Raw genomic sequence first — 18,579 nt, forward strand, 5'->3', positions numbered from 1 at the left:
TGACGGGTAAGAGGCAGGAGGGGTCATCCTACGAACACTCTCCCCCTCAACCGTCATTCCCGCGAAGGCGGGAATCCAAATGCTTTATGTTTTCTGGGTTCCCGCCTTCGCGGGAATGACGGAGGAATAACGAACGTCCGCTCCTGCCTCCAAACTGCCCGTCAGCCTTTACAGGCCCGGCCATATGCCCCCGGCCCGACCCCGTAGGCCTGCTTGAACTGGCGGGTCAGGTGGCTCTGGTCGGCGTAGCCGAGTCGCATCGCCACGTCCACGGACGGGCAACCGGCCTTGAGCAGCGCCCGCGCCTGGTCCAGGCGGCGCTGGCGCAACCAGGCATGCGGCGGCAGGCCGGTCGCCCGGCGAAATACGCGCAGAAAGTGGAACGGCGACAGGTTGACCGCTGCCGCCAGTGTCTCCAGGGACGGCGGCTCGCCCAGGCGCTCGACCAGCAGCTCCTTGGCCCGCGTTACCGCCCGCGGCTCGTGCCCCGCCGCTTTGGGCGCGGCGATTCGCGCATGGCGCTGGAACAGCAGCAGGATCGTCTCGCGCCAGGCGCTCTGCTGCTGCAAGGCCGTCGCGCCGCCTTCGAGCAGGTGGTGCAAGGTGCGAAACGCAGCGTAGACCTCCAGGTCCTGCAAGGTGCTGCTGGAGAAGGATGGCAGGCCACACTGGGCAATCCCAAGCTCGCCGAGCACAGCGGTCACCGCGGCGATATCCGGGTAGAACGCCCGGTAACGCCAGCCGTCCTCGTGAGCCTTGGAGCCGGTATGCACTTCGTCGGGGTTGATCAACACCATGGTGCCGACCGGCGCCAGATGATCGCTGCCACGATGGCGGAAGCGCTGGGCACCCTGCTCGATCATGGTGAAGACGAAGCCTTCATGGACATGAGGCGCGAAACGCTGTTCGACGTAACGGGCGTGCAACAACTCGACGCCCGCCACCGCCTCGGCCTGCCAGAAGCGCGTCTGCTCGCGCGGCGCGGACATCCTCGCCTCAGGCGCCGAAGCGCGCCTCCAGTTGCTGCTTGACCTGCGGCCACTCGCGGTCGGTGATGCTGAACATCACGGTGTCGTCCAGACGCCCGTCGGACAGGCGCCGATGGTTGCGCAGCACACCTTCGCGCACCGCGCCGAGCTTGGCGATGGCGGCCTGGGAACGCAGGTTGCTGGCCGCCGTCTTCAGTTGCACGCGCACCAGTTGCCAGTCTTCGAAGGCATGGCGCAATTGCAGGTACTTGATCATGCCGTTCAGCCCGGTGCCGTGCTGGCGCGCATCCAGCCAGGTCCAGCCGATTTCGGCGGCCGGCAGGTGGCTCTGGAAATCGGCGAAGCGCGTGGTGCCGACCAGTTCTCCCGCCAGGCGAATGGCGAAGGGCACCGCGCGGCCCTCCTGCTGGTCGGCGAGCGCGGCACGGTAGAAATCCGGGCGCAGCGGGCCGAGCATGTATTGCAGGTGCTCACGGTTGGCGTCGGCCAGTTCGAGCAGACCGGGCAGATCGGCTTCGCCGAGCGGCTCGAGGCGCAGGGCCCCTTGCTGCAGGACGACAGGTTGCGGCGAAAACATCGGTGACTCCGGGACAAACAGGCATGCCAGGGCGTGTCACGCTAGCAGGGCCGGACTGAAGGCTCAAGGCACTTGCGACCTTGGTCGGCCCTGACGCCATCGCCAACCCATGCGAGACTATCTTGCCAAGCCCTTGATAAATCGGGCTGCACGCCTCTGCGGCGCGTCTTTCATCGGAGTGTGCATGTTTCTGTCCGGCAAGCTGATCGCCCTGTTCGCCCTGCTCTACATGGCGGCCCTGTTCGCCATCGCCTTCTATGGCGACCGGCGCCGCAAGCCGCTGCCGCCCAAGGTCCGCGCCATGGTCTACAGCCTGTCGCTGGCGGTGTACTGCACCAGCTGGACCTTCTTCGGCGCGGTCGGCCAGTCCGCCGGCCAGCTCTGGTCGTTCCTGCCGATCTACCTGGGGCCGATCCTGCTCCTACTGTTCGCCCCCTGGGTGCTGCAGAAGATGGTGGTGATCAGCAAGCAGGAAAACATCACTTCCATCGCCGACTTCATCGCCGCGCGCTATGGCAAGTCGCAATCGCTGGCCGTGGTGGTGGCACTGATCTGCCTGGTCGGCGTGCTGCCTTATATCGCCTTGCAACTGAAAGGCATCGTGCTCGGCGTCAACCTGCTGCTGGACACGCCCAGCGCCACCAGCTCCCAGGACACGGCCCTGATCGTGTCCCTGGCCCTGGCCGTGTTCACTGTGCTGTTCGGCACACGCAACCTGGACGTCACCGAGCACCATCGCGGCATGGTCCTGGCCATCGCCTTCGAATCGCTGGTCAAGCTCCTCGCGTTCCTGGCGGTTGGCGTGTTCGTGACCTGGGGCATGTTCGACGGTTTCCCCGACCTGCTGGCCCGGGCCGGCCAGGCGGCCGAACTGCAGACGTTCTGGAAGGAAACCGTGAACTGGCCGGCGATGCTGGTGCAGACCGGCCTGGCGATGGTGGCCATCGTCTGCCTGCCACGCCAGTTCCACGTCAGCGTGGTGGAAAACATCGAGCCCAGGGACGTGCGCCTGGCGCGCTGGGTATTTCCCACCTACCTGACCCTCGCCGCGCTGTTCGTCGTCCCCATCGCCCTGGCCGGGCAGATGCTGCTGCCAAGCGGCGTGCTGCCAGACTCCTTCGTGATCAGCGTGCCGCTGGCCGAAGCCCACCCGGCCCTCGCCCTGCTGGCGTTCATCGGTGGCGCCTCGGCCGCTACCGGCATGGTCATCGTCGAGGCCGTGGCGCTGTCGACCATGGTTTCCAACGACATGCTGCTGCCCGCCCTGCTGCGGCGCAAGAATGCCGAGCGGCCGTTCGAAGCCTTCCGCCACTGGATGCTCAGCGCGCGCCGGGTGAGCATCTTCGCCATCCTGCTGCTGGCCTACGTCTGCTACCGCATGCTCGGCACCAACGCCAGCCTGGCGACCATCGGCCAGCTGTCGTTCGCCGCCATCGGCCAGTTGCTGCCGGCGATGTTCGGCGCCCTGCTGTGGAAACAGGCCAACCGCCGTGGTGTGTTCGCCGGTTTGCTGGCCGGCTGCGCGCTGTGGTTCTACAGCCTGCTGCTGCCCTTGGTGGCGGGCGGCATGCGCTGGTCGCTGGACAGCTTCCCGTTGCTGCCGGAACTGCTGTATTACCCGGTCGGCATCCCGGTCGACCCGGTGACGCGTGGCGTGGTGCTGTCGCTGTGCGGCAACTTCCTGCTGTTCGCCTGGGTTTCCTGGTTCTCCCGTACCCGCGTTTCCGAGCACTGGCAGGCCGAGCGCTTCATCGCTCCGGAAATGAACCTGCGCGAGCGCAACCGCAACCCGCTGGCGGTGCAGATCGCCGACCTGATGGAACTGGCCGCCCGCTTCGTCGGCCAGGAACGTGCCGAACAGAGCTTCGTGCGTTTTTCCTACCAGCAGGACCTGCCCTTCGAACCGACGCAGAACGCCGACAGCGAGTGGATTGCCCATACCGAACGCCTGCTCGCCGGCGTGCTTGGCGCCTCGTCCGCCCGCGCCGTGGTACGGGCGGCCATCGAAGGCCGCGAGATGCGCGTCGAAGACGTGGTACGCATCGCCGACGAAGCCTCCGAGGTGCTGGAATTCAACCGCGCCCTGTTGCAGGGCGCCATCGAGAACATCACCCAGGGCATCAGCGTGGTCGACCAGTCCTTGCGCCTGGTGGCCTGGAACCGTCGCTACCTGGAGCTGTTCGCCTATCCGGAAGGGCTGATCCAGGTCGGCCGGCCCATCGCCGACATCATCCGCTACAACGCCGAGCGCGGCCTGTGCGGCCCCGGCGAACCGGAAAGCCACGTCACCCGACGCCTGTACTGGATGCGCCAGGGCAACGCGCATACATCCGAACGGCAGTTTCCCAATGGCCGGGTGATCGAGTTGATCGGCAACCCCATGCCCGGCGGCGGCTTCGTCATGAGCTTCACCGATATCACCGCCTTCCGCGACGCCGAGCAGGCGCTCAAGGAGTCCAACGAAGGCCTGGAGCAACGGGTCGAGGAACGTACCCGCGAGCTGTCGCAACTGAACCAGGCCCTGGGCGATGCCAAGGCCACGGCCGAGGCGGCCAACCAGTCCAAGACCCGCTTCCTCGCGGCGGTCAGCCATGACCTGATGCAGCCACTGAACGCCGCCCGCCTGTTCTCCGCGGCCCTCGCCCACCAGCAGGAGGTCATGCCGGTGGAGGCCCAGGAACTGGTGCGCCACCTCGACAGTTCGCTGCGCTCGGCCGAAGACCTGATCACCGATCTGCTGGACATTTCCCGCCTGGAAAATGGTCGCATCACCCCGGACCTCAGTGCGTTCCCGCTCAACAGCCTGTTCGATGTGCTGGGTGCCGAGTTCAAGGCCCTGGCCCAGGAGCAAGGCGTGGACTTTCATCTGCGTGGCAGCAAGCTGCGCGTGGAAAGCGACCCCAAGCTGCTGCGCCGGGTGCTGCAGAACTTCCTCACCAATGCCTTCCGCTATGCCAAGGGCCGCGTGCTGCTCGGCGTGCGCCACGAGGGCCAGCATCTGCGCCTGGAAGTCTGGGACCGCGGCCCCGGCATTCCGGAAGACAAGCGCAAGATGATCTTCGAAGAGTTCAAGCGCCTGGACAGTCACCAGACCCGCGCGGAGAAAGGCCTGGGCCTGGGCCTGGCGATTGCCGACGGCCTGTGCCGGGTATTGGGCCACCGCCTGCAAGTACGTTCCTGGCCTGGGCACGGCAGCGTCTTCAGCGTCAGCGTTCCGCTGGCGCGCCAGGTCGCCCCGGCAGCCGTGGTGCGCCAGGTCGAACAGAATGCCCACGCCCTCAGCGGTGCCCAGGTGCTGTGCATCGACAACGAGGACAGCATCCTCGCCGGCATGCACAGCCTGCTATCGCGCTGGGGTTGCCAGGTGTGGACCGCGCGCAATCGCCTGGAGTGCGAAAACCTGCTCAGTGAAGCCATGGTTCCGCACCTGGCGCTGGTCGACTACCACCTCGACGAGGGCGATACCGGCACCGAACTGATGGCCTGGCTGCGCAAACGCCTGGGCCAGCCTTTGCCCGGCGTGGTGATCAGCGCCGACGGTCGTGCCGAACTGGTCGCCAGTATCCACGCCTCCGGCCTCGACTACCTGGCCAAGCCGGTGAAACCGGCGGCCTTGAGGGCGCTGATCAGTCGACATCTGCCGCTCAACTGAGCGGCAAGCTGCACGTAGAAGCCCAGCCCTGCGCATCCGCTTTCACTTGCAGCCGGGCCCCCCAGACTATCAATAGCGTTGATAGCTGCTCTTCACCCGATACGTTTCCCACGGCGATGCGGTCGGCGGATCATTGCCCCATCTCCCCTTTACAGAGGACCGCATCATGATCGAACGCCGCCCCTTCGCCTCCCTTGGCCATGCCGACCATGGCTGGCTGAACGCTCGCCATCACTTCTCCTTCGCCAGCTACCATGACGACGAACGCGTCCACTGGGGCCAACTGCGCGTGTGGAACGATGACGAGATCGCCCCGCACAGCGGCTTTCCGGCGCACCCGCACCGCGACATGGAAATCATCACCTACGTTCGCGAAGGCGCCATCACCCATCGTGACAGCCTGGGCAACGAAGGCCGCACCGAGGCCGGCGACGTGCAGGTGATGAGCGCCGGCACCGGCATCACCCACTCGGAATACAACCTGGAAGACGTGACCACGCGTATCTTCCAGATCTGGATCATCCCCGAGCGCAGTGGCGGCAAGCCTGCCTGGGGCGCCAAGCCGTTTCCCAAGGGCGAACGCGCCGGCCAGTTCGTGGTACTGGCCAACGGCAACCAGGCCGACGGCGACAGCCTGACCATCCGCGCCGATGCCCAGTTGGCCGCGGCCACCCTGGGTGCCGGGCAAAGCACCGAATACGTGCTGGGCACGGGACGCAAGGCCTACCTGGTGGCCGCCAGCGGCGCCATCGAGGTCAACGGCGTGGCAGTGGATGCCCGCGATGGCGTGGCGATCGCCGACGAATCGGTGGTGCGGATCACCGCACGAGAGCCCAGCGAGGTGATTCTGGTGGATGTCGCTTGAGCGGCATCCATCGCCCCCATCGCGAACCGGACGGCCGCTGCTTTCACTTGTAGCTTGCGGCTTGTGGCTCGCCGCTTAAAATGGCGGTTTTTCCGCTCGCGCCGCCCCGGAGCCCCGATGACCCGCCTTACGCCCACCCTCGAACTCGCCTGCGACCTGATCCGCCGTCCTTCGGTAACCCCGGAAGACGCCGATTGCCAGACGCTGATGTGCGAGCGCCTCGCCGCCGCCGGCTTCACCATCGAGCGCATGCGCATCGGCGAAGTGGATAATTTCTGGGCGGTGCGTGGCGGAGAAGGCCCGGTGCTGTGCTTCGCCGGGCACACCGACGTAGTCCCCACCGGGCCGCTGCAAGCCTGGCAGCATGCGCCGTTCGATGCCCAGGTCGATGAAGACGGCATGCTTTGCGGGCGCGGCGCCGCCGACATGAAGGGCAGCCTGGCGTCGATGATCATCGCCGTCGAACGCTTCGTCGCCGAGCACCCGAACCACAAGGGGCGCATTGCCTTTCTCATCACCAGCGACGAGGAAGGCCCCGCCCAGCACGGCACCAAGGCCGTGGTCGAACGCCTGCGCGAGCGCAACGAGCGCCTGGACTGGTGCATCGTCGGCGAACCGTCGAGCACCACGCTGCTGGGCGACGTGGTCAAGAACGGCCGGCGCGGCTCCCTCGGCGCCACCCTCAGCGTGTACGGCAAGCAGGGCCACGTCGCCTACCCGCACCTGGCGCAGAACCCGATCCACCTGGCCGCGCCAGCCCTGGCCGAACTGGCTGGCGAACACTGGGACCACGGCAACGACTACTTCCCGCCGACCAGCTTCCAGATCTCCAACCTCAATGCCGGCACCGGCGCCAGCAACGTCATCCCCGGCGAGCTGAAGGCGCTGATCAACTTCCGCTTCTCCACCGAATCCAGCGTGGACAGCCTGGAATCGCGCACCAAGGCGATCCTCGACAAACATGGCCTGGACTATCACCTGGAGTGGGCGCTGTCCGGCCTGCCGTTCCTGACCCAGCCGGGCGAACTGCTCGACGCGGTGGCGGCGAGCATCCGTGAGACCACCGGCCGCGAGACCACACCCTCCACCTCCGGCGGCACCTCGGACGGGCGCTTCATCGCCACCCTCGGCACCCAGGTGGTCGAGCTGGGCCCGGTCAACGCTACCATCCACCAGATCAACGAGCGCGTGCTGGCCAGCGACCTCGATCTGCTGGCGGACATCTACCAGCAGACCCTGGTCAAGCTGCTCGCATGCTGACCTGCCCCATCTGCCAGGCCGCCCTGGGCCCGGTCGACGACGGCGTGGCCTGCCCGGCCAATCACCGCTTCGACCGCGCGCGCCAGGGCTACCTGAACCTGCTGCCGGTGCAACACAAGAACAGCCGCGACCCAGGCGACAACCAGGCCATGGTCGAAGCGCGCCGGCGCTTCCTCGACGGCGCTCACTATGCCCCGCTGGCCGAACGCCTGGCGCAACTGGCGGCCGGTTACGCCCCCGAACGCTGGCTGGATATCGGCTGCGGCGAGGGTTACTACAGCGCGCGCATCGCCGGGTATCTGCCGCTGGCCGATGGCTACGCCCTGGATATCTCCCGCGAAGCGGTCAAGCGCGCCTGCAAGCGGGCGCCGTCACTGACCTGGCTGGTGGCGAGCATGGCCCGCGTGCCGTTGGCCGACGCCAGTTGCAACCTGCTGGCCAGCGTGTTCAGCCCACTGGACTGGCAAGAGGCCAAACGCCTGCTCGCCCCCGGCGGCGGCCTGCTGCGCATGGGCCCGACCCGCGAACACCTGATGGAGTTGCGCCAGAAGCTGTATGACGACGTGCGCGACTATGATGACCAGAAACACCTCGGCCTGATCCCCGCCGGCATGCAGTTGGCACACAGCGAAACCCTGCGCTTCAGCCTGCCGCTGCTCACCGCCGAGGCCCGCGCCGACCTGCTGGCCATGACACCCCACGGCTGGCGCGCCAGTGCCGAACGCCGAGCGGCGGTGATCGCCGAATCATTCGAGACAACCGTATCCATTCGCTACGACTGGATCGTCAAAACCCAGAGTTGAAACCATGCGCCAGCCCGATATCGAGATCTACCTGAAAGACGCCGACCATAACGTCATCACCGCATGGTTGAGCGACGCAATCGGCCCCTGCGGCGAATGGCGCCAGCAGGGCCTGACCTGGAAATGCCACGCCGGCGACATCCCCGTCACCTGGTTGCCCAAGGCCGTCGGCAAGTGGCACAGCCTGTTCCTGGAAAGCGACGCCACGCCCTGGGACGACGACCTGGCCTGCGCCCGCGCGGCCTTCGCCGCGCTGAACGTGGAAGTGCGTTGCGCCCCAGGCGGCTGGCAGGAAGGCGAGACCGACGATGCCGCCGACCGTTGGCTGCGCATCAGCGCCGATGGCGAACAGGAAATCGTCTGGCGCACGGAGTAAGAACCGGTTCACGCTCAACGGTGGCGAAAACGGCAGAGGCACGCCCGGCGTCGCGTTCGACTTTACAGCAGCGACGGGACGCCTAGTCCGGGCAGGCGCTCCAGGGCGTTTTCAACGCCGTTCAGCCGACGCGCAGCAGATCGTGAACAGGCTAGGCTTTTACTTCCAGCGGCTTTCAAAGCGCCATCAACGCCCGATACTCATCGTGCGCCTGCTGGTCGGTCATGCCACTGACGAAATCCTGCAGGATGCGGCAGCGGTGATAGAACTCCCAGAGCTCGCGCTGCTCCTCGCCGTTCTCTTCCAGCGCTTCGAAGTAAGCCTTGATCTGCTGGCTGGGCAAACGACGGGCAAGCATCTGCAGGTCGGGACGCGCACGATAGGCGCCTTCGGTCAGCGCCTTGAACACTCCAGCATCGACGCGCAGCAACGGTGCGTAGGTATCGAGAATGCCTTGCAGGATGCGCAGTCCTTGCAGGTGCAGGGTTTCCACCTCCGCGTCGTTGAACACATGGCGGGCCGCGACGTTCTTGAAGGTCTGCACGATGGCGCAGGCAAGGCTGTCGTCCTCCAGCAGCGCACGATCCAGGGTGCCGGCGAACACCGTCTCGATATTCTCGATGAACTGCCCGGCAGCGTATTTCACCAGCGGGTGGATCATCAGGACCCGCAAGCGAATGAAGAACTCGCCGGCCTTGTTGATCGGTTCTTCATCATGGGCCTTGAGTGCCAGCGCGATGAGTTGGGCGAAACTGCCCTTCGCTCCGGGAATGGCCGCGTGCGGATCGCCGTGACGGGCGAACTCCTTGCGCAGCAGATCGGCCAGGCGCTCGATGTCGAGGATGCCCTTCTCCACCGAATCCTCGATGTCCGCCAGGCAATAGGAAATATCGTCCGCCGCCTCCATCACGTACACCAGCGGATGGCGCGTGCCTGGGGCCATTCCCAGCACCTTGCGCAGTTCGCCGACGAAGCGCTCCTCGGACAGGTAGAAACCAGGTTTCTTGTGCAGGTAGGCGCCAGCGCTGCCTGTCTCGGGTTTCGCCTGGTAGGCCGCGCGCACGTACTTGAGCATGCCGGCGCTCTGGGTATAGGTCAGGTTCAGGCGCAGCAGGCGCATGGCCAGGCGGATCGCCTGGGCATTGCCTTCGAAAGCCTTGAGATCGGTAAGCATGCGCGCGCGCAGCTCGCCATCGCCCACGCTGGTCGGCACGGCCGCATCGAACAGGGCATCCAGGCGCGAGACGAACCAGTCACCGATAGCGAACTCGCCGAAATGGCCGAACGGCGGGTTGCCGATGTCATGGGTCAGGCAGGCCATTTCCACCAATGACTCCAAGGCCCGCTCCAGCCCGTCGAGGCCATGTTCCACGGCCTGCGAACCAAGCTGGCGATACAGGGTGCGCACGATGAAGCGGCCGACCTGCTGCACTTCCAGGGAATGGGTCAGGCGGCTGCGCACCGCGGCGTTGCGCTCCAGCGGGAAGACCTGGGTCTTCTGCTGCAAGCGTCTGACCGCAGCGGAGTTGACGATCCGGCCGCGGTCGCTTTCCAGGCGCTCGGTCAGTTCATCGCACCAGGCCACGCTGTAGTCATCGACCGGCACAGCCCCGCTTTCGCGAGGACGACACAGGGAAATCTTGCTTTTGAAATCCACCATCAACGCTCCTGACCGACCGATGCGGCAGCCTACAGCGCCAGCATCGGTTTGGCCAAGATCGTCAATTGCCGGGAGCGGCGACGAAACGCCCCAGCAGGCGCGGGCCGAACACGTTGATCAGCAGCCCGACCATCACCAGTATCGCGCCCGCCCACTGCAACGGCGCCAGGCGCTCGTCAAGCAGCCAGGCCGCCGAACTCAGCCCGACCACCGGCACCAGCAGCGAGAATGGCGCCACTTGGCCGGCCGGGTAGCGCGATAGCAGGCGGCTCCAGAGGCCATAGCCGAGCAGGGTCGCCACCAGCGACAGGTAAAGCAGCGCGAGGATCGAGTTCAGGTTGATGTGGCTCAACGCGTGGGCGATGCGTTGCGGGCCGTCCAGGAAATAGGACAGCGCCAGGAACGGCAATGGCGGGATCAGGCTGCCCCAGACCACCAGGCCCATCAGGTCGACCTTGCCGAAGCGCCGGGTCAGCACGTTGCCCATGGCCCACATGGCGGCGCCGCAGAGGGTCAGAACGATACCGATCAGGGTGGTGGAATGATTGCTTTCCACACCGATCATCACCAGCCCCCCCGCAGCCACCAGCACCCCGACCAGGCTGCTGCCGCGCACCCGCTCGCCAAGGAACATCGCCGCGAAGCCCATGGTGAAGAACGCCTGGGCCTGCAGCACCAGCGAGGCCAGGCCGGCCGGCATGCCATTGGCCATGGCCTCGAACAGGAAGGCGAACTGGCCCAGGGAAATGGTGCAGCCGTAGGCGACCAACCAGCGCCAGGGCAGGTTCGGACGCTTGACCAGGAACAAGGCCGGCAGCGCGGCCAGGGCGAAACGCAACGCCCCCAGCAGCATCGGCGGCAAGCCGTCGAGGCCTACCTTGATCACCACGAAATTAGCGCCCCAGACGATGATCACCACCAACGCCAACAACAGATCCCTGGGTGTCATGCATGCCTCCGCTACGATTCGAGGCCGCTATTAAACCGCGATCGGCGTTCGTGCCCGATATACAGAAAGCGGCGATCATGGCCATACAGTGGGTTATCCTGTCGCGCCCACCGAGGCGAGGAGCCGCCATGAACCCCGAGGACCTCCTGCTGCTGGTCACCCGCACCATGCCCTTCGGCAAGTACAAGGACCGCCTGCTCGCCGACCTGCCCGGCCATTACCTCAACTGGTTCGCCCGCGAGGGTTTTCCCAAGGGCGAGATCGGCAGGCTGCTGGCCTTGATGCAGGAAATCGATCACAACGGACTGAAGCCATTGCTCGATCCGCTGAGAAAGCCCAAGGGCTGAAAAGGGGCAGGAGCGGACATCATTACTCGGTGTGTTTAGCCGTCACTCCCGCGCAGGCGGGAGCCCAAAAAAGCGCTTCTGGATTCCCGCCTTCGCGGGAATGACGGAATAACGAACGTCCGCAATTGCCTCGACACCGCCCTTAAAAACCGAACACCTCACTGAGATGCGTCTGATAGCGCGCCACATCCGCCTCGATATCCGGGCGCTTCATCACGTCGACGCAGAGAAAGGTCGGCAGCGGGCTCATCCCGAGGAACTGGTTGGCCTTGTGGAACGGCAGGTAGACCGCATCGACGCCCTTGCCTTCGAAGAAGTCGCTGGGGTCGTCGAATGCCTGCTGCGGCGCGTTCCAGGTCAGCGACAGCATGTACTGCTTGCCCTGCACCAGGCCGCCGCTGCCGTATTTCTGCGAGGCATCGGAACGGGTGCGGCCGTCGTTGGCATAGAGCGAACCGTGGCCCTCGGTGAACACCTCGTCGAGGTATTTCTTGACAATCCACGGTGCGCCCATCCACCAGCCGGGCATCTGATAGACGACAACGTCAGCCCAGAGAATCTTCTCCACTTCCTCCTTCACGTCATAGCCGCCGTCGACGACGGTCACCTTGACGTCGTGTCCGGCACGATCAAGGAGCGCCACAGCGGCATCGTGCAGCGTCTCGTTGTAGCGACCGTAGGAGTGGGCGAATCGCTTGGCACCGTTGATCAGCAGAATCTTTTTCATGGAAATGCCTCAAGTTGCGAATGGCACCATCCTAGAGCGGTTGCGGATTGGGAAAAACCCATCCGCAGGCAAGTGACAATTGACCAAGGATCAACAATTACAAATTCACTATTGCGCTAAGGTTGACACCCCGATCTGGAGCACCGCCATGAGCCAACCCTACGCTTTCATCCTTCACGCCCATACCCTTGCCGAGCAAGCCGATGCCTTCGAAGCGCTGTTCAAGGGCTATGTGGAACCCAGCCGGGCCGAGTCCGGCTGCCTCGAATACCACATGCTGCGCGACCGACAAGACCCGACACTGTTCATCTTCTTCGAGGTCTGGCGGTCGAAAGAGCATTTCGACGCGCACTGCGCCCTGCCACACATGCAGCGGTTCCAGGCGCAACGCATGGAATTCCTGCGCAACGATTTCGAGGTGCGCATGATCGACATGCTCAGCCAGTCATCAGCCTCGCGTTGAACCCGACGATAGGGGTTGAAAACGTCCAGGCAAAATGATTAGCTAGCGAACTATTAGATAGCTAGCATTCTTTTCGCCATGAATCTCGATGCCCTCAACCTGCAAATCAGCACCAGCCTGGTCATCAGCGGCCGGCGCTGGCGACGCATCTGCCAGGCAGCCCTGAACAACCACGGCATCAGCGAAGCCTGCGCCATGCCCCTGGTATTCATCGGCCGCCTCGGCGATGGCGTGCGCCAGGTTACCCTGGCCCAGACCCTTGGCATCGAAGGCGCATCGCTGGTACGGCTGCTCGACCAACTGTGCAAGTCCGGCCTGATCGAGCGCAGTGAAGACCCGGTCGACCGCCGCGCCAAAGTGTTGAACGTGACCGAGCGCGGGCAAGCACTGACCGCCGCCATCGAGGCCGAACTGGTCACCCTGCGCCGCGACGTCCTGCAAGGCGTTCCCCAGGCAGATCTGGAAGCCGCCCTGCGCGTATTCCAGGCGTTCGAGAGTGCCCAGCGCAACCAGGACCCGCAATGAACAACTTCCCGCCAGCCAGGGACTGGTTCTACTCGCTCAAGGTGTTCTGCGCCTCGATGCTGGCGCTGTACATCGCCCTGTACATGGAACTGCCGCGCCCCTACTGGGCGATGGCCACCACCTATATCGTCTCCAGCCCGTTCATCGGCCCGACCAGCTCCAAGGCGCTGTACCGCGCCCTTGGCACCCTGCTCGGCGCCTCGGCGGCGATCTTCTTCGTGCCGCTGCTGGTCCAGGAACCGATCCTGCTGAGCCTGGTGATCGCGGCCTGGACCGGCACCATGCTGTTCCTGTCGATGCACATCCGCACTGCCGACAACTACGCCCTGATGCTGGCCGGCTACACCCTGCCGATGATCGCCCTGCCGGTGGTGGACAACCCGCAGGCGGTGTTCGACGTCGGCACCTCGCGCTTCGAAGAGATCCTGCTCGGCATCGTCTGCGCCAGCGTGGTCGGCAGCGTGTTCTGGCCGCGCCGCCTGGCCCCGGTGCTGGCCGACAGCACGCGGCGCTGGTTCGTCGATGCGCGCAGCTATTGCGCACAACTGCTGCAACGCACTGGCGATGCCCAGGCCATGGCGGACCTGCGCGCGGCGATGATCACCACCTACAACAGCCTGGAGCTGATGATCGGCCAGTTGCCTCACGAGGGCGCCCATCCACGTACCGTGCGCAGCGCCGGCGAGCTACGCGAACGCATGGCGTTGCTGCTGCCGGCGGTCGACAGCCTGGGAGACGGGCTCGCGGCCTTGCAGCATCGCGCGCCGACGCAGGCGGGCCGGATCGCGCCGTTGCTGCACGCATGCACCGAGTGGCTACAAAGCGACGAGCCGGAAAAGCAGCGCCGCGAACGCTGGAAAGAGCTGCATCGACAACTCGATGGCCTGCGCCCGGCCCTGGCCCAACTGCCCGCCACCGAACCGAGCCTGCTGGCCAACGTGGTCTACCGTCTCGGCCAGTGGCTGGACCTCTGGCAGGACTGCCGCAGCCTGCAACAGGCCCTGGTGGAAGACGACCACGGCCCCTGGCGCGCGGTCTATCGCCACTGGCACCTGGGCACCGGCGCGCGCTTCTACGACAAGGGCATGATGCTCTACTCGGCCTGCTACATCATTCTCGGCATCTTCGTCGCCTGCCTGCTGTGGATCTGGCTGGGCTGGCCGGACGGCGCCAGCGCGGTGATCCTGGCGGCGGTGGCCTGCTGCTTCTTCGCCTCTCTCGACGAACCGGCGACGCAGATCAAGCGCTTCTTCATCTGGACCATGGTCAGCGTGGTACTGGCCAGCCTCTACCTGTTTCTGGTGCTGCCCAACGTCCACGATTTCCCGCTGCTGGTGCTGGCCTTCGCCGGGCCGTTCATCTGTGTCGGCACGCTGACGGTACAGCCGCGCTTCTACCTGCCGACCCTGCTGATCGCCGTCAACACCGCGACCTTCATCAGCATCCAGGGCGCCTACGACGCCGACTTCATGGTGTTCATCAACAGCAACCTGGCCGGTCCCATCGGCCTGCTCTTCGCCTTCATCTGGACCCTGTTGTTCCGCCCGTTCGGCGCCGAGTTGCTGGCCCGGCGCATGACCCGCTCGACCTGGCAGGACCTGATCGACATGACCGACGCCCCCACCCTGACCGAACAACGGCGCCTGGCCGGGCGCATGCTCGACCGCTTCATGCAGCACATCCCGCGCCTCAACCTCAGCGGGCAGGACAGCACCGGCGCCGTGCACGAATTGCGCATCGCCTACAACATCCTCGATATCGACGCCCACCTGCCGCGCTTGCCAGCCCAGGCCCAGCGGCCACTCGGCGCGGTGCTGCGTGGCGTGCGCCGGCATTTTCGCCGCAGCCTGCGGGCCGGCCAGCGCCAGCAACCGGCGGCATCGTTGCTCAACTTGATCGAACAAGCGCGCCTGGCCGTGGCCGAGAACGCCGCCGCACGCCCCGACGCCGCGCTGGCTACGCTTCATGCACTCGCCGGCCTGAGTACCGCCCTGCTGCCAGGCATCGCCACGCAGCCGGTCGATAGCGACGAACCCCTCGTCCCCCAGGGCCTCGACGGAGCTGCATTGTGATCGGTGACCTGAACATCTTCGGGGTATTCCTGCCCACGCTGCTGGTGATCATGCTGGTCACCTACGGCCTCTATCTGGTGCTGCACCGGGTCCTCACCGGGCTGCACTTCTACCGCCTGGTCTGGCACCGCGCGCTGTTCAACGTCGCGCTGTATACCGTGCTGCTGGGTATCGTCGAACTAATCTGCCGCCACCTGATGACCCTATGAAATCATTCGCCTTCTCCGCCGGCCGCTTCATTCTCACGCTGATCGTCGTCGCCATCGCCGCCGTGGTGATCTGGCAACTGGTCACCTATTATCTGTTCGCCCCCTGGACTCGCGACGGCCACATTCGCGCCCACGTGGTCCAGGTGGCGCCGGACGTTTCCGGGTTGATCGAGCGGGTCGAGGTGCATGACAACGACCCGGTGAAACAGGGCCAGGTGCTGTTCGTCATCGACCAGAAACGCTTCCAGGTCGCCCTCGACCAGGCCAGGGCGGTGCAGGCCGCCCGCCAGGAAACCCTGGCTCAGGCTCGGCGCGAGGAGGCGCGCAATCGCAAACTCGGCAACCTGGTGGCCCGCGAGATCGTCGAGGAAAGCCAGTCCGCCGTGCTGCGCGCCAACGCCGCCCTGCTGGAGGCCAATGCCGCCGTGGACGCCGCGCAACTGGACCTGACCCGCTCGGTGATCGTCAGCCCGGTCGACGGCTACCTCAACGACCGCGCGCCACGCAGCGGCGAGTTCGTCAGTGCCGGGCGCACGGTGATCTCGGTGGTGGACAAGAACTCGTTCCACATCGACGGCTATTTCGAGGAAACCAAGCTCGAGCACATCCAGATCGGCGACGCCGTGGACATCCGCGTGATCGGCGACAAGGCGCGCCTGCGCGGCCATGTGGAAAGCATCGCGGCCGCCATCGAAGACCGCGACCGCACCAGCGGCAGCAACCTGCTGCCCAACGTCAATCCGGCCTTCAGTTGGGTACGCCTGGCCCAGCGCATTCCAGTGCGCATCGTGTTCGACGACGTACCGGCGGACTTCCGCATGGTCGCCGGACGCACCGCCACGGTGTCGATCATCGATCGGGACGGTGAGGCCAAATGAAGCTGCGCCTGCTCGCCGTAGCCATCAGTCTTGGCCTGAGCCTGTCCGCCTGCCAGACCGTGGGGCCTGACTATCATCTGCCTGCCGACTCCGCCGTGAACCGTGCAGACCTGCAAGGCGAACTGGCCGGCGCTGACCGCGACGTGGCTTCGGCGCCGGTGCCGCAGGACTGGTGGCGCCTGTACAACGAACCCGCCCTGGACAACCTGATCCAGCAGGCCCTGGCCGCCAACACCGACCTGCGCGTGGCCGCCGCCAACCTGGCGCGCGCCCAGGCCGGGGTGGTCGAGGCCGAGGACCGTGGCGGCTTCGAGGAAAGCATCGACCTCGACCTGCAGCGCACCCAGGTCGCCGGCCAGCAATTCCTGATCATGGAAAAAGTGCCGGTGGTCAATTTCGCCAACCTCAACGCCGGGTTGTCCTACCAGTTCGACCTGTTCGGCACGCTCAAGCGTGGCGTCGAAGCGGCCCAGGCCAATACCGAGGCGGCCCAGGCCGCCGCCGACCTGGCGCGGATCAGTGTGGTGTCACAGGTGGTCGGCGCCTATGCCCAGATCTGCGCGGCCAACGAGGAACGCGAAGTCGCCCTGCATTCCCTCGACCTGCAACGCCAGAGCGTGGAATTGAGCCAGCGCCTGCGTGATGCCGGGCGCGGCAACGAGACCGAAGTGACGCGCACCCAGACCCAGTTCAAGTCCCTGCGCGCCGCCCTGCCCCGCTTCACCGCCGCGCAACAGGCGGGCATCTATCAGTTGGCGATGCTCACCGCCCAGCCCGCCGAAGCCTTGCCCCGCGACGTCAGCCAATGCGCGAGCTTGCCGAAGCTGCTCAAGGCCCTCCCGGTCGGCGATGGCGCCGCACTGCTCAAACGCCGCCCTGACGTACGCCAGGCGGAGCGACAACTGGCCGCTGCCACCGCGCGGATCGGCATAGCCACCGGCGAGCTGTATCCGGACATCAGCATCGGCGCCTCGACCGGGCTGGTCGGCGTGCTGGAAGACATCGGTGAGCCATCGACCCAGCATTGGGGCTTCGGTCCGCTGATCCAGTGGCACATTCCCAGCAGCGGTGCCCGCGCTCGTATCAGCCAGGCCGAAGCCGGTGCCCAGGCCGCCCTGGCGAATTTCGACGGGGTGGTGCTCAAGGCCATCCGCGAAACCCAGACCGCCCTGAGCAACTACCGCGCAGCCCTGGAGCAGCGCGATGCCCTGGAGGAAGCGGAACACTCGGCGCAATTGGCCGCCGACCAGACCCACACCTTCTACATGGCCGGGCGCGAATCCTTCTTCGCCGACCTGGACGCCATGCGCACCCTGAGCAGCGTGCGCGAACAACGCGCTGGCGCCGAGTCACGGGTGACCCAGGCGCAGATCGCGTTGTTCATGGCGTTGGGCGGGGGCTGGGAAAAGGCTGAGGAGCCGAAGAAAGCGCCTTGAAGCTGGAGCATAAGTCACTGCGGAGCGGTACACGTAGGGTGGACAACGCGAAGCTTGTCCACCATGTCAGAGGCTTAGGTGAGCACCTCCGGCTCGGTACAGCCTGATGGCTCGAACTGGTGGACAAAAAGAGCGTTGTCCACCCTACTGCTGTGGTATGTGGCGCAGAGCGCCACCGGCGGCATTCCCACGCGGAGCGTGGGAACGATCAGATGATCAATTTCACTCGCTCTGCGCAGCCTTCAACGCCTCGTAAGCCGGCGCCGCATAGATGCCCACCGCAACCGCCAACTCCATCACCCGTGGCAGGTCGCTGGTGTACACCAGCACCGCTTGCAGCTCGTCGTCCAGCGGCTCGCTGAAATCCACCAGCACGTAGCCGCCCTTCTCCTTGTACAGCGCCGACAACTGCACCTGGATGCGGTTGAGCGCCTTGAGCGGTTCGACCTTGGCCAACTGCTTGGGCTTGAGGGTGAACTCGACCTGGGGGCCGAAGGAGTCGGTCACCGCCTGGAACAGTTGCGGGTAATCATCGCCCTGGAACAACACGGTCTCCGGCAGGCTGCCGACCACCACCCACTCGCCAAGTGGAATCGGAAAGCTGTCGTCGTAGTTGATATCCGGGTTGGCGGCGAGAAAGGCTGCGGGATCGGCGTAGGCCTGGGCGGCCTCGTCGGCGATGCGGGCGATCTCCTCGTCGGTCATGCAGCCGGAGCTGACAAGGGTGATCAGTTCGAGGAGTTGGTCTTTCATCGTGGCAACCTGGCTGGCGAGGGGCGCACAGGATAGCG

Annotated in this window: 18 protein-coding genes; 12 read left to right on the forward strand and 6 right to left on the reverse strand. The window is 65.5% G+C overall.

The genetic code is table 11. From position 1 onward, the window contains the following. Window positions 1-161 precede the first annotated feature (161 nt). Window positions 162-989, reverse strand: a complete 828-nt coding sequence (locus tag ACSZPK_RS19455; RefSeq protein WP_437883173.1) for an AraC family ligand binding domain-containing protein — start codon at window positions 987-989, stop codon at window positions 162-164. A 7-nt stretch (window positions 990-996) separates the two neighbouring features. Beyond that, window positions 997-1,566 carry a GNAT family N-acetyltransferase gene (locus tag ACSZPK_RS19460; RefSeq protein ID WP_437883174.1) on the reverse strand — a complete coding sequence of 190 codons (570 nt, stop codon included), beginning with the start codon at window positions 1,564-1,566 and terminating at the stop codon, window positions 997-999. Between the two features lie 184 nt (window positions 1,567-1,750). Between ACSZPK_RS19460 and ACSZPK_RS19465 the strand changes: the two genes are divergently transcribed. The 5 genes from ACSZPK_RS19465 (at window position 1,751) to ACSZPK_RS19485 (ending at window position 8,522) form a co-directional block, all read left to right on the forward strand. Next, complete coding sequence (locus tag ACSZPK_RS19465) at window positions 1,751-5,218, forward strand: hybrid sensor histidine kinase/response regulator (RefSeq protein WP_437883175.1); 3,468 nt, start codon at window positions 1,751-1,753, stop codon at window positions 5,216-5,218. Between the two features lie 166 nt (window positions 5,219-5,384). Beyond that, window positions 5,385-6,083: a pirin family protein gene (locus ACSZPK_RS19470; protein WP_437883176.1), complete on the forward strand. Its 699-nt coding sequence runs from the start codon at window positions 5,385-5,387 to the stop codon at window positions 6,081-6,083. Window positions 6,084-6,200: 117 nt separating this feature from the next. Beyond that, on the forward strand, window positions 6,201-7,343 hold the full coding sequence (dapE, locus tag ACSZPK_RS19475; RefSeq protein ID WP_437883177.1) for a succinyl-diaminopimelate desuccinylase: 1,143 nt from the start codon (window positions 6,201-6,203) through the stop codon (window positions 7,341-7,343). Further along, window positions 7,337-8,146: a putative RNA methyltransferase gene (locus ACSZPK_RS19480; protein WP_437883178.1), complete on the forward strand. Its 810-nt coding sequence runs from the start codon at window positions 7,337-7,339 to the stop codon at window positions 8,144-8,146. The genes dapE and ACSZPK_RS19480 overlap by 7 nt, the downstream gene beginning before the upstream one ends. Before the next feature lie 4 nt (window positions 8,147-8,150). Then, on the forward strand, window positions 8,151-8,522 hold the full coding sequence (locus tag ACSZPK_RS19485) for a hypothetical protein (protein ID WP_437883179.1): 372 nt from the start codon (window positions 8,151-8,153) through the stop codon (window positions 8,520-8,522). Window positions 8,523-8,697: 175 nt separating this feature from the next. On the opposite strand, the gene dgt is transcribed toward ACSZPK_RS19485, so the two are convergent. Further along, a complete protein-coding gene (gene dgt, locus ACSZPK_RS19490; protein WP_437883180.1) occupies window positions 8,698-10,182 on the reverse strand; it encodes a dGTPase in 1,485 nt (494 codons plus the stop codon). Window positions 10,183-10,243: 61 nt separating this feature from the next. Then, window positions 10,244-11,131 (reverse strand): EamA family transporter, encoded by an 888-nt coding sequence (locus ACSZPK_RS19495; RefSeq protein WP_437883181.1) that lies wholly within the window; start codon window positions 11,129-11,131, stop codon window positions 10,244-10,246. 128 nt (window positions 11,132-11,259) lie between these two features. On the opposite strand from ACSZPK_RS19495, the gene ACSZPK_RS19500 reads away from it, so the two are divergent. Beyond that, window positions 11,260-11,478, forward strand: coding sequence for a DUF3820 family protein (locus ACSZPK_RS19500; protein ID WP_437883182.1), 219 nt, complete (start codon window positions 11,260-11,262; stop codon window positions 11,476-11,478). Window positions 11,479-11,620: 142 nt separating this feature from the next. On the opposite strand, the gene ACSZPK_RS19505 is transcribed toward ACSZPK_RS19500, so the two are convergent. Continuing rightward, the gene (locus ACSZPK_RS19505; protein ID WP_437883183.1) at window positions 11,621-12,205 is read right to left on the reverse strand and encodes an NAD(P)H-dependent oxidoreductase; all 585 of its coding nucleotides are present in this window, start codon (window positions 12,203-12,205) and stop codon (window positions 11,621-11,623) included. Window positions 12,206-12,353: 148 nt separating this feature from the next. Between ACSZPK_RS19505 and ACSZPK_RS19510 the strand changes: the two genes are divergently transcribed. The 6 genes from ACSZPK_RS19510 (at window position 12,354) to ACSZPK_RS19535 (ending at window position 17,788) form a co-directional block, all read left to right on the forward strand. Next, window positions 12,354-12,668 carry a putative quinol monooxygenase gene (locus tag ACSZPK_RS19510; protein ID WP_437883184.1) on the forward strand — a complete coding sequence of 105 codons (315 nt, stop codon included), beginning with the start codon at window positions 12,354-12,356 and terminating at the stop codon, window positions 12,666-12,668. A 78-nt stretch (window positions 12,669-12,746) separates the two neighbouring features. Further along, the gene (locus tag ACSZPK_RS19515) at window positions 12,747-13,193 is read left to right on the forward strand and encodes a MarR family winged helix-turn-helix transcriptional regulator (RefSeq protein WP_437883185.1); all 447 of its coding nucleotides are present in this window, start codon (window positions 12,747-12,749) and stop codon (window positions 13,191-13,193) included. Next, a complete protein-coding gene (locus tag ACSZPK_RS19520; RefSeq protein ID WP_437883186.1) occupies window positions 13,190-15,265 on the forward strand; it encodes an FUSC family protein in 2,076 nt (691 codons plus the stop codon). Before ACSZPK_RS19515 ends, ACSZPK_RS19520 begins: the two co-directional genes overlap by 4 nt. Further along, window positions 15,262-15,474 carry a DUF1656 domain-containing protein gene (locus ACSZPK_RS19525; protein WP_437883187.1) on the forward strand — a complete coding sequence of 71 codons (213 nt, stop codon included), beginning with the start codon at window positions 15,262-15,264 and terminating at the stop codon, window positions 15,472-15,474. Before ACSZPK_RS19520 ends, ACSZPK_RS19525 begins: the two co-directional genes overlap by 4 nt. Then, window positions 15,471-16,352 carry an efflux RND transporter periplasmic adaptor subunit gene (locus tag ACSZPK_RS19530; RefSeq protein ID WP_437883188.1) on the forward strand — a complete coding sequence of 294 codons (882 nt, stop codon included), beginning with the start codon at window positions 15,471-15,473 and terminating at the stop codon, window positions 16,350-16,352. The genes ACSZPK_RS19525 and ACSZPK_RS19530 overlap by 4 nt, the downstream gene beginning before the upstream one ends. Continuing rightward, complete coding sequence (locus ACSZPK_RS19535; RefSeq protein WP_437883189.1) at window positions 16,349-17,788, forward strand: efflux transporter outer membrane subunit; 1,440 nt, start codon at window positions 16,349-16,351, stop codon at window positions 17,786-17,788. The genes ACSZPK_RS19530 and ACSZPK_RS19535 overlap by 4 nt, the downstream gene beginning before the upstream one ends. Before the next feature lie 222 nt (window positions 17,789-18,010). On the opposite strand, the gene ACSZPK_RS19540 is transcribed toward ACSZPK_RS19535, so the two are convergent. Then, complete coding sequence (locus ACSZPK_RS19540; RefSeq protein WP_437883190.1) at window positions 18,011-18,541, reverse strand: hypothetical protein; 531 nt, start codon at window positions 18,539-18,541, stop codon at window positions 18,011-18,013. Between the last annotated feature and the right edge of the window lie 38 nt (window positions 18,542-18,579).

This window comes from Pseudomonas sp. LRF_L74 (assembly GCF_965644255.1).
In the GTDB taxonomy this organism is placed as follows: Bacteria; Pseudomonadota; Gammaproteobacteria; order Pseudomonadales; family Pseudomonadaceae; genus Aquipseudomonas.